This is a genomic window from Paenirhodobacter sp. (assembly GCF_050177655.1).
In the GTDB taxonomy this organism is placed as follows: domain Bacteria; phylum Pseudomonadota; class Alphaproteobacteria; order Rhodobacterales; family Rhodobacteraceae; genus Rhodobacter.
Genome location: NZ_JBFXGV010000010.1, coordinates 53,176 through 66,356, shown reverse-complemented (window position 1 = coordinate 66,356; position 13,181 = coordinate 53,176). Strand labels below are relative to the sequence as shown.

The window sequence follows — 13,181 nt, the reverse complement described above, 5'->3', positions numbered from 1 at the left end:
AAGATGAAAGCCGTTCAGCCGCGCCGGGCAAAGCCCGCGATCGCGGCGAGGATCGCCTGAAAGGAACGCCGCGCCCGGTCGGAGCTGCGGCGCGCGCGCAGGTAGCCATGCGGCAGTTCGGGCTCGTTGCGCCACTCGGCCGCGACGCCCGCCGCGCGCAGCCGCGCCACGAACTCCGGCGCGTCGTCGCGCAGCGGATCGACATCGGCGGAAACGACGAAGGCCGGCGCAAGCCCCGAGAGATCGGGCGCCGAAAGCGGCGCGGCGCGCGGGTCGGTGACCGGCTCCGGGCCGTGCAGCGCGGTGCGGTAGCTGCCGAGATCGGCGGTGCGCAGAAGCGGCGCCTCGGCATTCTCGGCATAGGAGGGCGCCGTGCCGTCACCGCCGAGCCCCGGGTAGATCAGCACCTGGCCCAGCGGCTGCCGCCCGCCCCGCAGCGCGAGGCAGAGCCCGGCGGCGAGCGCCGCGCCGGCGCTGTCGCCCACCACCACCGCGGGGCGATCGAGCGCGCGCCAGACCGCGAGGACATCGTCGATCTGCGCCGGCCAGCGGTGCTCGGGCGCGAGCCGGTAATCGACCGCGATCACCTGAAGCCCGGTCGCATCGGCGATCTCGGCGCAGATGTCGTCGTGGCTCTCGAGCCCGCCGACCACATAGCCGCCGCCGTGGATGTAAAGCACCGCGACCGGCGTCTCCGCCCCGTAGATCCGGCAGGGCACGCCGCCCGGCGCGCGATCCGCCACCGCGAGCCCCGGCGGGCGCGGCGCGCGGAACGCGGCGCACATCGCGTCGTAATAGCGGCGGTTCTCGGCCGCGCTCGCGCCGTTCGCCTCGGGCGGATAGGCGGCCTCGGTCCTTGCGATGAAGGCCAGCACCTGCGGATCGGCGATCATTCCGCGCCCTCCGCAATGCGCCGGCCAAGCCAGTCCGGGTCCATCTGCGGCACCGAGGCGAGGAGCTTGCGGGTGTAATCGGCCCGCGGCGGGTCGAGCACCGCGCCCTTCGCCCCGCTGTCGATCACCCGCCCGCCCTGCATCACCACCACGTCATCGGCGATCGCGCGCACGGTGGCGAGGTCATGGGTGATGAACAGGCACGAAAGCCCGGTCTCGTCCTGCAACCGGCTGAGCAGCCGCAAGATTCCCTCCGCGACGAGCTGGTCGAGCGCGCTCGTCACCTCGTCGCAGATGATGAACTCGGGGTCGGCGGCGAGCGCCCGGGCGATGCCGATACGCTGCTTCTGCCCGCCCGACAATTCCCCCGGCAACCGGTCGAGGAATTTTTCCGGCGCCAGTTCGATTTCGTCCATCAGCTCATGCAGCCGCGCCTCGCGCGCGCGCCCGCTCAGCCCGCGATAGAAGCCGAGCGGCCGCGACAGGATCTGCCGGATCGTCTGGCGCGGATTGAGCGCGGTATCCGCCATCTGATAGATCATCTGCATCTTGCGCAGCTGCTCGGGCGTGCGCTGGTCAAGCCGCGGCGGCAGGAGCGCCCCGTCAAGCGCGACCGAGCCCGCCGTGGGCGGCAGCAGCCCGGTGATCACCCGCGCCGTGGTCGACTTGCCCGAACCGGATTCGCCCACCACCGCCACCGTCGCCCCGCGCGGCACCTCGAAACTGACCTCGCGCAGCACGGTCTGGCGGCCATAGCCCGCGGTGACGCCCTCGATCCGCAGCGCCGGGGTGGCCCCGCGGTCGAGCGCGCGCTCGGGCCGGCGGAATTCCCGCACCGCCCAGAGCGAGCGGGTGTAATCCGCCGCGGGCGCCGCCATCATCGCGCGCGTCGGCGCCTCCTCGACCTCGCTGCCGTGGCGCATCACCTTGATCCGGTCGGCCATCTGCGCCACCACCGCGAGGTCGTGGGTGATGTAGATACCGGCGGTGCCGGTCGCCTCCACCGCCTGGCGGATCGCGGCGAGCACGCCGATCTGCGTCGTCACGTCGAGCGCGGTGGTGGGTTCGTCGAAGACGATCAGATCGGGCTTGCAGGCCATCGCCATCGCCACCATCGCGCGCTGCAGCTGCCCGCCCGAGACCTGATGCGGAAAGCGCAGGCCGAAATGATCGGGGTCGGGCAGGTGCATCTTTGCGTAAAGCTCGCGCGCGAAGGCTTCGGATGTCGCGCGGTCGGCGCTGCGATGGATCGCCGGCCCCTCGCAAAACTGGTCGATCAGCCGCCAGGCGGGGTTGAAGCTCGCCGCCGCCGATTGCGCGACATAGGCGACGCGATCGCCGCGAAAGGCGCGCCGCTGCCGTTCGGACAGGCGCAAGAGGTCCGTGCCCTCGAAGCGGACATGGCCGCCGGCAAAGCGCAGCCCGGGCTGGGCAAAGCCCATCGCGGCAAGGCCCAGCGTCGATTTCCCGGCGCCGGATTCGCCGATCAGCCCGACGACCTCGCCGCGATCGACCCGCAGGTCGACCCCGTGCAGGATCGGCGCCCAGCCCTCGGCCGTCTTCGCCTCGATCTTCAGGTTCTCGATCTCGAGCAGCATGGTCACTCCTTCAGCCCGGAGGCGCGGTGCAGCATCCAGTCGATGACGAAATTGACCGAGATCGTCAGCACCGCGATGCAGGCGGCGGGAAGCAGCGGCGTGATGTCGCCGAAGGTGATCAGCGCGGCGTTGTCGCGCACCATCGCGCCCCAGTCCGCCATCGGCGGCGGCAAGCCGAGGCCAAGGAAGCTCAGCGCCGAGATGGTGAGGAAGACGAAGCAGAAGCGCAGCCCGAACTCGGCGATCAGCGGGGCGGAGATATTGGGCAGCACCTCGTGCAGGACGATCCATTTCGTGCCCTCGCCGCGCAGCTTCGCCGCCTCGACGTAATCCATCACCATCACGTTCATCGCCGAGGCCCGCGCGAGGCGGAACACCCGCGTCGCATCGAGCGCGGCGACGACGAGGATGAGGTTGAGCACCCCCGGCCCCAGCGCCGAAAGCGCGAGCAGCGTCAGGATCAGCGGCGGCACCGCCATCATCACGTCGACGAGGCGCGAGAGCGCAAGATCGACCCAGCCGCCGAGCGCCGCGGCCAGAAGCCCCGCAAGCGCGCCGAGCGAGAAGGCGATCGCGGTGGTGGCGAGCGCCACGCCGACGGTGTTGCGCGCCCCCCAGATCAGCCGCGAGAGCATGTCGCGGCCCAGCGTGTCGGTGCCAAGGCGGAAGGCCGCGCCCCAGGGCTCGAACTGGGCGCCGACGATCTCGGCCTCGCCATGGGGGGCCAGGAGCGGCGCGCAAAGCGCGGTGAGAAGATAGGCGAGGATCACCACAAGCCCGAGCAGCGCGCTTGGGGGCATTTTCCGCAAAGCGGTCATCAGGGGGGTCATCGCCTCACCTCGGGTGCAGAAGGCGCGGGTTCGCGGCGATCGCCACGACATCGGCCAGCAGGTTGAGCAGGATATAGACCGCGGCAAAGATCAGCGCGCAGGCCTGCACCACGGGAATGTCGCGGTTGGTCACGCTGTCGACCATCAGCTGGCCGAGGCCGGGATAGACGAAGACCACCTCGACGATGACGACGCCGGTGATCAGCCAGGCGATGTTCAGCGCGACGACATTGACGATCGGCGCCACCGCATTGGGCAGGGCGTGGCGGGTGACCACGCGCCAGCGCGACGCGCCCTTGAGCCGCGCCATCGTGACATAGGGGCTGCCCATCACGTTCACCACCGCCGCCCGCGTCATCCGCATCATATGCGCGGTGACCACCAGCACGAGGGTGATCGCCGGCAGAAAGGCGCGGCCAAGCCGCTCGCCCAGCCCCGGATCGGGGCCGGGATCGGCGATCGAGGGAAACCAGCCAAGCCGGATCGAAAGCCAGAACATCAGCAGATAGGCGATGAAGAACTCGGGCAGCGAGATCGCGGAAAGGGTGAGCATATTGCTTACCCGATCGAAGAGCCGCCCGCGCCAGAGCGCGGACAGCAGCCCGAGCGTGACCGCGAGCGGCACCGCGATCAGCGCGGCATAGGCGGCGAGGAACATCGTGTTGCCCAGCCGCGCGGCCAGAAGCTCGGCCACCGGGCGGCCATTGGCGAGCGAGGCGCCGAAATCGCCCTGCAGCACGCCGCCGATCCAGCCGAGGTAGCGCCAGGCGAGCGGCTGATCGAGGCCGAGCTCGCGCCGGAAGGCGGCCACCGTCTCGGGCGTCGCCGACTGGCCGAGCACCTGCTGCGCGATATCGCCGGGCAGCAGGCTCACGGCGAGGAAGATCAGCACCGAGATCACGAAGAGGGTGAAGACCCCGATACCGAGCCGTGCGACGATCATCCGCGCGAGCGGGTGATGCGGCCGGGCGTCGGCGCTCATGCCAGCGCCTCCGCCGCCGCGCCGATGCGCCGGATCCCGGCGCCGGCGTGATCGGGCGCGGGCCCCTGTTCCTGCGCCGCCACCGCGCCAAGCGCCGCACTCAGCGCCGCGGGCATCGGCGCCGCGCGCCCGGCTTCGGTGTCGACATGGAGCAGCATGTGCTCCCCCGTCGCCGCCGCGCTGCCATCGGCGCGCAGGATCGCGTGATGCAGCCGAATCCGCTTGCCGTCATGGCCAAGCAGCCGCGTCTCGACGGTCAGCCGCTCGCCCGCCTTCACCTCGGCGAGGTGGCGGATATGGGTCTCGACCGTGTAGGCGGAGAAACCGGTGGCGCGATAGGCGGCGTCGAGGCCGATATGGATCAAAAAGGCATCGGTCGCATCGCCGAGCACCTGCAGATAGCGGAACTCGGTCATATGGCCGTTGTAATCGACCCAGCCGCCGGGCACCCGCAGCTCGTGCAGGCGCAGCGGATAACCCGTCGCCGCCCTGCCCTCGCGCGCGTAAAAGCCGTTCTCCATCTCCCGCACGATCCGCCCCGCGCCCCAGTCCGTCGCCTTCAGCGCCTGGAAGATGCCGACGAGATTGTCGTCGCGGATGCGTTCGAGATCGCGGATCGAATGCGCCCCCGATTGCGCGTCGGACTGCGCGGCGATGGTGTCGACCAGCGCCTCGGTCAGCTCGGGCACATCCATCAGCTTCGTCCAGGGCCATTTCAGCGCCGGGCCGAACTGGCCGAGGAAATGGCGCATCCCCGCCTCGCCGCCGGCGATGCGATAGGTCTCGAAGAGACCCATCTGCGCCCAGCGCAGGCCGAAACCGAAGCGGATGATGTCGTCGATCTCCTCGGTCGTCGCGATGCCGTCGTTGACGAGCCAGAGCGCCTCGCGCCAGACCGCCTCGAGCAGCCGGTCGCCGATATGGGCGTCGATCTCGCGCGCGATCTGCACCGGCTTCATGCCGACCGCGGCGAGGATCGCGCAGGCGCGCGCGGCTGCATCGCCGCCGCCGACCACCTCGACCACCGGCAACAGATAGACCGGGTTGAACGGATGGGCGACGAGGATGCGCGCGGGATGGCGCGCCCCCGCGCGCAGCTCGGAGGGTTTGAAGCCCGAGGTGGAGGAGCCGATCAGCGCGCTTTCGGGCGCCGCCGCCTCGATCTCGGCAAGGATGCTGTGCTTGAGATCGAGCCGCTCGGGCACGCTTTCCTGCACATAGTCCGCCCCCGCCACCGCCTCGGCGATCGAGCCCGCCCAGGCGATCCGCCCGGGCTCGGGCAGCGGCGCCTGAAACAGCTTCTCCCAGGCGCGGGCGGCATTCGCCATCACCTCGCCGACGATCCGCTGCGCCTCCGGATGGGGGTCGAAGACCGTGACGTCATGCCCGCTCAGCGCGAACCGCGCGATCCATCCGCCACCGATCACCCCACCGCCGATTGCCGCGATCTTCATGCCATCCACCACCGTTCCACCACTTTCCAGCCGTCGAGGAAGCGGTTCGAGGCCACCTCGCCATGACCGATCTTGTCATTCGCGACGTCGATGTAATTGACGAAGATCGGGATCACCGTGCCGCCCTCGTCGCTCACGATCGCCTGCATCTCGTGATACATCTCGCGGCGCAGCCCCTCGTCGAGCTCGGCCCGCGCCTTGAGCAGCAGTTCGTTGAAACGCTCGTTCGTCCAGTGGCTCTCGTTCCACTCGGCGCCCCTGGCATAGACGAGGGAGAACATGTCATCCTCGGTCGGGCGGCCGTTCCAGTAGCTGACGCAGAAGGGTTTCTTCAGCCAGACATTCGACCAGTAGCCATCATCGGGCTCCCGTTTGACATCGAGCGTGATGCCGGCAGCAGCGGCCGATTGCTGATAAAGCTGCACCATGTCGAGCGCACCGACCGAGGCCGCATCGGCGGCCGAGATCTGCAGCTTGATCCCCTCCATCCCGGCCTGTTTGAGGTAGAATTTCGCCTTCTCCGGGTCATAGGCGTGCTGCAGCAGATCGGCGGCATAGAAGCGGTTCGCCGGGGCGATCGGGCTGTCATTGGCGATCTGGCCATGCCCGCGCAGCACCTTCTCGAGGATCTCCTGCCGGTTCACCGCATATTTCAGCGCGCGGCGCAGGTTCACGTCGCTGAACGGCGCCTGATCGCAGAACATCGGCATCGTGTAATGCGCGGTGCCGGTGACCTCGATCAATTGCAGCCCGGGGCGGCGCTGCAGCAGGTGCAGGGTGGAGAGGTCGGGCGAGTTGATGATGTCGACCTCGCCGGTCATCAGCGCGTTCTGCCGCGCCGTCGGGTCGTTGATCGTCAGCAGCACCGCCGCATCGAACCAGGCGCGGTCGCTCTTCCAGTAGTCGTCGCGCCGCTTCAGGCCGATGCGCACGCCCGGCTCGAAATTCTCGATCACATAGCCGCCGGTGCCCAGCTGCGATTGCCAGTCGAGCGTGCCGTCTTCCTTCGCCGGCATGATGACGAAATGATAGTCCGAGGTCAGATAGGCGAAATCGGCATTCGGCGCGGAAAGCTCGAAGATCACCACGCTGTCGCCATCGGCGCGAATGTCGGTGACCTGCTCGAGCGAGCCCTTCGCCCCCGATTTCGTCTCGGCCCCGCGGTGATGGTTGAAGGAGGCGATGACGTCCGCGGCGCTCACCTTGCGCCCGTCGGAAAAGGTCGCGTCGCCGCGCAGCCGGAAGGTCCAGACCCGGGCCTCGGCATCGGCGGCGAAATTCTCGGCAAGCTCGGGCACCGCCTGCCCCGTCGCGTCGATCTCGACGAGGTTGTTGCAGACCGCGAGCATCGCGGTCACCACCGGCCCCGCCGCATAGGTCGCGGGGTCGAGCGAATCCGAGGTCGCCCCGCCCGCGTGCCCGATGCGCACCGTGCCGCCGCGTTTCGCCTCCGCGGCGCGCGCCGCGCGCGGCAGGATCAGCCCCGCCGCGGTGATCGCCGCCGCCCCCGCGAGAAGCCCCCGGCGTGAAATTTCGCGTCCAAATCCGTTCATCCCTGCAGTCTCCCTGTTTCTGCGGCCGTTTGCCGGCCTGCCTTGTCGATCCCGCCGCCTCAGCGCCGGGTCAGTTTCAGTTTCGCGCGCACCTCCTCGGGGCCGAGGATCCGGCAGCCCATCGCAGTCAGGATCGTCGCCGCACGTTCCACCAGATCGCCGTTGCGCGCCAGCACCCCCTTGTCGAGCCAGATATTGTCCTCGAGCCCGACGCGCACATTGCCCCCGGCCAGCGCCGCCTGCGCGACATAGGGCATCTGCATCCGCCCGATCGAGAACATCGAATAGACCCAGCCCGCGGGGATGTTGTTCACCATCGCCATCAGGCTGTTCGGGTCTTCGGGCGCGCCATAGGGGATGCCCATGCAGAGCTGAATCATCACCGGATCGTCGATCAGCCCCTCCTCGACGAGGCTTTTCGCGAGCCACAGATGGCCGGTGTCGAAGACCTCGATCTCCGGGCGCACGCCGGCGGCCTGGATCCGCGCCGCCATCGCGCGCAGCGTGCCGGGGGTGTTCGTCATCACGTAATCCGCCTCGGCGAAATTCATCGTGCCGCAGTCGAGGGTGCAGATCTCGGGCAGGAGCTCCTCGACATGGATCAGCCGCTCGCTCGCGCCGACGATGTCGGAGGCAGGCGAGAGCGGCAGCGGCGCCTCGGCCGAGCCGAGCACGATATCGCCGCCCATCCCCGCGGTGAGGTTCAGCACCACATCGGTGTCGGCGGCGCGCACCCGCTCCACCACCTCGCGATACAGCGCCGGATCGCGCGAGGGGGCGCCGGTCTCGGGGTCGCGCACATGGACGTGGGCGATCGCCGCCCCCGCCTGCGCCGCCTCGATACAGGCCGCGGCGATCTCTTTGGGCGTGATCGGCACCAGCGGGGATTTCTTGTGGCTCTGGCCCGAACCCGTCACCGCACAGGTGATGAAGACGTCGCGATTCATCCGTGAACTCCGGTCAATGTCTGGATTGCCTTGAGCGTGACAGGGAATCATCTGGTCAGATGTGCCGATTTCGCCCAATCATTTGCCCATGTCGACAAAATCACCGCTGCATCTCACCTTCCTGCTGTTCGACGGCTTTTCCAACATGGTGCTGGCAAGCGCGATCGAGCCGCTGCGCGCGGCGCGCGACCTTTCCGGGCGGCGGCTCTTCTCCTGGACGCTGTCGTCGCTGAGCGGCGCGCCGGTCGCGACCTCCTCGGGGATGGTGATCGCGGTCGACCAGCCGCTCGAGCGGGTCGGGGCGACCGACGCGCTGATCCTCGTCTCGGGCTATGGCATGCGCGATCACCTGCCGCTCGGCGCGGCGGCGGCGATCCGGCGCAAGGCGCGCGGGCTGCCGCTGATCGGCGGCTTCGACACCGGCGCCTGGCTGCTCGCGCAGATCGGGCTGCTGGCGGGGCGGCGCGCGGTGATCCACTGGATGGAGCGCGAGGCGCTCGCCGAATCCTTTCCCGAGGTCACCCTCGTGCCCGCCCCCCATGTCACCGACGGCAATATCCTGACCTGCGGCGGCGCGCAGAGCGTGCTGAGCTGGTCGCTCGAGCTGATCGGCGCGCAGGCGGGCGAGGCGCTGCGCTACGACGTCGCCAATATGTTCGGCCGCAACGCGCCCGGCGCACCGCCCGAGGCGGGCAGCCGCCCGGCCGAGCGGATGAGCGATCACGCCCTGCCCGCGCCGCTGCGCCGGGCGATCGTGGCGATGCGCGAGAGCACCGAGCAGCCACTGCCCCTGCCCCGCATCGCCGAACGCTCCGCGCTGTCGCCGCGCAGCCTCGACCGGCTGTTTCACGCCCATCTCGGGATGTCGGCGGGCAGCTATTACCGGCAGATCCGGCTTTCCCACGCCCGCGCACTGGCGCGCGAAACCGGGCTGACGCTTTACGAGATCGCCTCGCGCACCGGATTTTCCTCGCCCTCGACGCTCGCACGCGCCTATCGCCGCGCCTTCGGGGAAACGATGCGCCAAAGCCCGCCGGACGGCTGAGCGCCCGCGTTTCTGTCGAAAAGACCGGGGAGCCTCAGCCCGCGAGCAGCTCTTCCGCCGCCGCGCGCGCCGCGTCGCTGACCTCGGCGCCCGAGATCATCCGCGCGATCTCGTCCACCCGCTCGGCGGGGGAAAGCGCGGTGACGCGGGAGGTGGTGATCCCCTCCTCGACCGATTTCGCGACGCGGAAATGATTGCCACCGCGCGCCGCGACCTGCGGGCTGTGCGTCACCACCAGCACCTGCGCCGTCTCGGAGAGCGTCGCGAGCCGCCGCCCGACCGCATCGGCGGTCGCGCCCCCGACACCGCGGTCGATCTCGTCGAAGATCAGCACGAGCGCATCCGCCCCGCGCGCAAGCACCACCTTGAGCGCGAGCAGAAAGCGCGACAGCTCGCCGCCCGAGGCGATCTTGTCGAGCGGGCCGGCCGGTGCGCCCGGGTTGGTCGCCACGGTGAAGGCCACCGCATCGGTGCCCTCCGGGCCGGGCTCGCCCGGGGCGATCTGCGTCTCGAAGACCGCGCGCTCGAGCTTCAGCGGCGCCAATTCCGCCGCCATCGCCGCATCGAGCCGGACCGAGGCCTCGGCCCGCGCCGCGCCGAGCGCCCGCGCCGCGCGGTCATATTCCGCCTGCGCCGCCGCCATCTCGCGGTCGAGCGCGGCGATCCCCTCCTCGCCCGCGTCGAGCGCGCCAAGCCGGGCGCGCAGCACCTCGGCATGAGCGGCCAGATCGTCGGGCAGCACCGCATGTTTGCGGGCCAGCGCGCGAATCGCGAAAAGCCGCTCCTCGCAGGCCTCGAGCGCGCGCGGATCGAAGCTCAGCGCCTCGAGCGCCGCCTCGACGCCGGAGGCCGCCTCGCCCAGTTCGATCAGCGCCCGGTCAAGCGATCCGAGCGCCGCATCGAGCCGCCCCTCTGCCTTCTCCGCCGCGCCCTGCAGCCAGCGGTCGGCATCGCGCATCGCGCCCTCCGCCCCCTCGGGGCCGAGGATCTGCAGCGCGCGGGCGACATCGGTGCGGATCCGCTCCGCGCCCTGCATCAGCCGGCGCTCGGCATCGAGCGTCGCCTCCTCGCCCGGCTGCGGATCGAGCGCGTCGAGCTCGGCCACCGCATGGCGCAGGAATTCCTCCTCGCCCTTCACCGCGGCGAGCGCCGCGAGCGCCGCCTCGCGCCGGCGCGCGGCGCCCGAACGCGCAGCCCAGGCCGCGCGCACCGCGCCGGTCAGGTCGTCATGGCCGGCAAAGGCGTCGAGCAACGCGCGATGGCCGCGCGGGTTGAGCAGGCCGCCGTCGTCCTGCTGGCCGTGCAGCTCGACGAGCGAGGCGGACAGCGCGCGCAGCACCTCGCCCGAGGCGCGGCGGTCGTTGATCCAGGCGGTCTTGCGGCCGTCGCGCGCATTCACCCGGCGCAGGATCAGCTCCTCTCCCGCGGGGATCCCGGCCTCGGCGAGAATCGCCTGCCCGGGGTGATCGGCCGGCAGATCGAAGACCGCGGTGACCTCGCCCTGATCGGCGCCCTTGCGCACCAGCTCGGCGCGGCCGCGCCAGCCCAGCACGAAGCCGAGACAGTCGAGCAGGATCGACTTGCCCGCGCCGGTCTCGCCGGTGAGCACGTTCAGACCCGGCCGGAACGCAAGCTCCAGCCGGTCGATCAGCAGCATGTCGCGGATGTCGAGCGTGCGCAGCATCTCAGCCCCCGAACGCGCCCTGTCCCGGCCCTCGGGTCAGAGCCATTCGCCCTTGATCACCTGACGATAGATCGAGGCGAGCCAGCCGTTGCCCTTCGCCTCGGGCTCGAGGCCCTCTTTCTTCAGCCGGCGATAGGCATCGTCGTAGAAAGGCGAGGAGCGGAAGTTGTGGCCGAGAATCGCGCCCGCGGTCTGCGCCTGATCGGTGATGCCGAGCGCGAGATAGGCCTCGACCAGCCGCTCGAGCGCCTCGGGCGTCTGCGTCGTGGTCTGATACTGCTCGACCACCACGCGGAAGCGGTTGATCGCGGCGGTGTAATGGCCCTGCTTGAGGTAGTAGCGGCCGATCTCCATTTCCTTCGAGGCCAGATGGTCGAAGGCGAGGTCGAATTTCAGCGCCGCCGAGCGGGCATAGTCGCTGTCGGGATATTCCTCGATCACGTCGCGCAGCGCCTGCAGCGCCTGGAAGGTCAGGCCCTGGTCGCGGCCGACCTCGTCGATCTGGTCGTAATAGCTCAGCGCGAGCAGATATTTCGCATAGGCCGCGTCCTCGTCGCCCGGATAGGTGTCGAGGAAGCGCTGCGCCGAAGACCGCGCGTCTTCGTATTTCTTGGCCTTGTGCTGGGCATAGGCCTCCATGATCAGCGCGCGCTTGGCCCATTCCGAATAGGGGTAAAGCCGCTCGACCTCGGAGAAATAGCGCAGCGCGTCGGTCGGACGACGCGGATTGCCCACCTCGAGCTCGTACTCGCCGCGCTTGTAGATCTCTTCCGCGGTGAAATTCTCGAGCGGCGGTTCCTTGTTCGACCCACCACAGGCCGCGAGCGTCGCGATCAGCATCAAACTGCCGACTCGAAGCGCCGCCGTTCTGCCCACTGCCATGCTCTGCCTCTTCCCGTCATCCCCCGGGGTTTATCGCCCGGGTCGCGCCGCCGATGCCACCCCCAAGGGCGGCTGCTTCGCTCGTCCTAGCACAGAAAAATCCGGGGCGCAAAACGCCTTTGCTCGGGAAGCGACAGCCGCGATGATCACGAATTCGTCCCCCCGTGCAAGCGCAAAACCCCCGGCGCGGGCCGGGGGCGGGATGATCTGCAAAGCCGGGGCGCTCCGCGCTCGGCGGGAAACCGCTCAGCAGGCGGCCAGCGGCACCGGGCGCATCACGCCGGCGCCGGGCAGGCTGTGGACCTGCGCGGGGGAGCAATCCTCCCAGGTCCAGGCCTGGGCATCGGCGAAAAGCGCGCGCAGCAGCCGGTTGGTCATCGCATGACCCGAGCGGTTGCCGACATAGCGCGCCATCAGCGGCGCCCCGGCGAGCGCGAGATCGCCCATCGCGTCGAGCATCTTGTGGCGCACCGCCTCGTCGGCGTGGCGCAGCCCGCCGGGCGAGAGCACCTTGTCGCCGTCATAGACCACGGCGTTCTCATAGGTGCCGCCAAGGGCGAGCCCGTGGGCCTGCATGTAATCGACATCGGCCTGCCGGCAGAAGGTGCGGCTGTCCATCAGCTCGCGCACGAAGGCGCCGTTCGACATCTTGAGCACCTTGGCCTGCCGCCCGATCGCGGCATCGGTGAAGTCGATCGCGAAGTCGATCTCCAGCGTGGCGGCCGGTTCGAGCCGGGCCCAGGCCTCGCCGTCGCGCACCTCGACCGGCTTCAGCACGCGGATCGCGCGCAGCGCGGAGGGCAGACGGCGCAGCCCGGCGCGGCGGATCGCGGTGACGAAGGGGGCGGAGGAACCATCGAGGATCGGCACTTCCGGCCCGTCGATCTCGATCAGCGCATTGGTGATTCCGAGGCCGGCGAGCGCGGCCATCACATGTTCGATCGTCGAGACCGAAACGTGATCGTCGTTCTCGATCAGGGTACAGAGTTTCGAGGGGGTGACGCGATCCCAGAGCGCGGCGATGCGCGGGTTCACGCCGCTCACATCGGTGCGGCGGAAGACGATGCCGTGATCGGAGGGCGCGGGGTGGATCACCATGCGCACCGGGGCGCCGGAATGAAGCCCGACGCCGTCGAAAGTCACCGATTGTGCGAGTGTCGTCTGCACTGCGATCTCCTGTTTTCCGCCTCCCGTCCCGGTCGAACAGGTCTCCGGGAGGACGCAGCATCAGTTAAGGAGAGCCGCGTCACATCACAATTCACTCTTTGCAACAAACTGAAACATTCGTGCTGCGGGGCGGCGAAACCCCGCTC

Annotated in this window: 11 protein-coding genes; 1 reads left to right on the top strand and 10 read right to left on the bottom strand. The window is 69.6% G+C overall.

Annotation, left to right across the window (positions count from 1 at the left end; genetic code table 11):
• Positions 1–14: 14 nt before the first annotated feature.
• From AB7U46_RS06305 to AB7U46_RS06275, 7 genes are read right to left on the bottom strand one after another with little or no spacing between them, the layout of a single operon-like run.
• Positions 15–893 (bottom strand): alpha/beta hydrolase, encoded by an 879-nt coding sequence (locus tag AB7U46_RS06305; RefSeq protein WP_428336097.1) that lies wholly within the window; start codon positions 891–893, stop codon positions 15–17.
• Positions 890–2,491: an ABC transporter ATP-binding protein gene (locus tag AB7U46_RS06300; protein WP_428336096.1), complete on the bottom strand. Its 1,602-nt coding sequence runs from the start codon at positions 2,489–2,491 to the stop codon at positions 890–892. The genes AB7U46_RS06305 and AB7U46_RS06300 overlap by 4 nt, the downstream gene beginning before the upstream one ends.
• A 2-nt stretch (positions 2,492–2,493) precedes the next feature.
• Positions 2,494–3,321, bottom strand: a complete 828-nt coding sequence (locus AB7U46_RS06295; protein WP_428336095.1) for an ABC transporter permease — start codon at positions 3,319–3,321, stop codon at positions 2,494–2,496.
• 4 nt (positions 3,322–3,325) lie between these two features.
• Positions 3,326–4,303, bottom strand: coding sequence for an ABC transporter permease (locus AB7U46_RS06290; RefSeq protein WP_428336094.1), 978 nt, complete (start codon positions 4,301–4,303; stop codon positions 3,326–3,328).
• Positions 4,300–5,757, bottom strand: a complete 1,458-nt coding sequence (locus AB7U46_RS06285; RefSeq protein WP_428336093.1) for a carnitine 3-dehydrogenase — start codon at positions 5,755–5,757, stop codon at positions 4,300–4,302. Before AB7U46_RS06285 ends, AB7U46_RS06290 begins: the two co-directional genes overlap by 4 nt.
• The gene (locus AB7U46_RS06280; RefSeq protein ID WP_428336092.1) at positions 5,754–7,310 is read right to left on the bottom strand and encodes an ABC transporter substrate-binding protein; all 1,557 of its coding nucleotides are present in this window, start codon (positions 7,308–7,310) and stop codon (positions 5,754–5,756) included. Before AB7U46_RS06280 ends, AB7U46_RS06285 begins: the two co-directional genes overlap by 4 nt.
• Positions 7,311–7,369: 59 nt before the next feature.
• Positions 7,370–8,257 (bottom strand): 3-keto-5-aminohexanoate cleavage protein, encoded by an 888-nt coding sequence (locus AB7U46_RS06275; protein WP_428336091.1) that lies wholly within the window; start codon positions 8,255–8,257, stop codon positions 7,370–7,372.
• A gap of 88 nt (positions 8,258–8,345) precedes the next feature.
• Between AB7U46_RS06275 and AB7U46_RS06270 the strand changes: the two genes are divergently transcribed.
• Positions 8,346–9,302, top strand: a complete 957-nt coding sequence (locus AB7U46_RS06270; protein ID WP_428336090.1) for a GlxA family transcriptional regulator — start codon at positions 8,346–8,348, stop codon at positions 9,300–9,302.
• 34 nt (positions 9,303–9,336) lie between these two features.
• Here the strand turns inward: AB7U46_RS06270 and recN are convergent, their stop codons facing one another.
• The 3 genes from recN to lpxC all read right to left on the bottom strand — a co-directional run bounded on the left by recN (position 9,337) and on the right by lpxC (position 13,035).
• Positions 9,337–10,986, bottom strand: coding sequence for a DNA repair protein RecN (gene recN / locus AB7U46_RS06265; RefSeq protein ID WP_428336089.1), 1,650 nt, complete (start codon positions 10,984–10,986; stop codon positions 9,337–9,339).
• A gap of 36 nt (positions 10,987–11,022) precedes the next feature.
• Positions 11,023–11,868 carry an outer membrane protein assembly factor BamD gene (locus AB7U46_RS06260; protein ID WP_428336088.1) on the bottom strand — a complete coding sequence of 282 codons (846 nt, stop codon included), beginning with the start codon at positions 11,866–11,868 and terminating at the stop codon, positions 11,023–11,025.
• A 246-nt stretch (positions 11,869–12,114) separates the two neighbouring features.
• Entirely contained in the window at positions 12,115–13,035 is a 921-nt protein-coding gene (lpxC, locus tag AB7U46_RS06255) for a UDP-3-O-acyl-N-acetylglucosamine deacetylase (protein WP_428336087.1), read from the bottom strand.
• Positions 13,036–13,181: the final 146 nt, after the last annotated feature.

Excerpts from the sequence above, each read along its gene's own strand:
- AB7U46_RS06290 (WP_428336094.1), bottom strand. The coding sequence starts at position 4,303 with ATGAGCGCCGACGCCCGGCCGCATCACCCGCTCGCGCGGATGATCGTC.
- AB7U46_RS06295 (WP_428336095.1), bottom strand. The coding sequence starts at position 3,321 with ATGACCCCCCTGATGACCGCTTTGCGGAAAATGCCCCCAAGCGCGCTG.
- AB7U46_RS06285 (WP_428336093.1), bottom strand. The coding sequence starts at position 5,757 with ATGAAGATCGCGGCAATCGGCGGTGGGGTGATCGGTGGCGGATGGATC.
- AB7U46_RS06280 (WP_428336092.1), bottom strand. The coding sequence starts at position 7,310 with ATGAACGGATTTGGACGCGAAATTTCACGCCGGGGGCTTCTCGCGGGG.
- AB7U46_RS06275 (WP_428336091.1), bottom strand. The coding sequence starts at position 8,257 with ATGAATCGCGACGTCTTCATCACCTGTGCGGTGACGGGTTCGGGCCAG.
- AB7U46_RS06270 (WP_428336090.1), top strand. The coding sequence starts at position 8,346 with ATGTCGACAAAATCACCGCTGCATCTCACCTTCCTGCTGTTCGACGGC.
- AB7U46_RS06260 (WP_428336088.1), bottom strand. The coding sequence starts at position 11,868 with ATGGCAGTGGGCAGAACGGCGGCGCTTCGAGTCGGCAGTTTGATGCTG.
- AB7U46_RS06300 (WP_428336096.1), bottom strand. The coding sequence starts at position 2,491 with ATGCTGCTCGAGATCGAGAACCTGAAGATCGAGGCGAAGACGGCCGAG.
- AB7U46_RS06305 (WP_428336097.1), bottom strand. The coding sequence starts at position 893 with ATGATCGCCGATCCGCAGGTGCTGGCCTTCATCGCAAGGACCGAGGCC.
- recN (WP_428336089.1), bottom strand. The coding sequence starts at position 10,986 with ATGCTGCGCACGCTCGACATCCGCGACATGCTGCTGATCGACCGGCTG.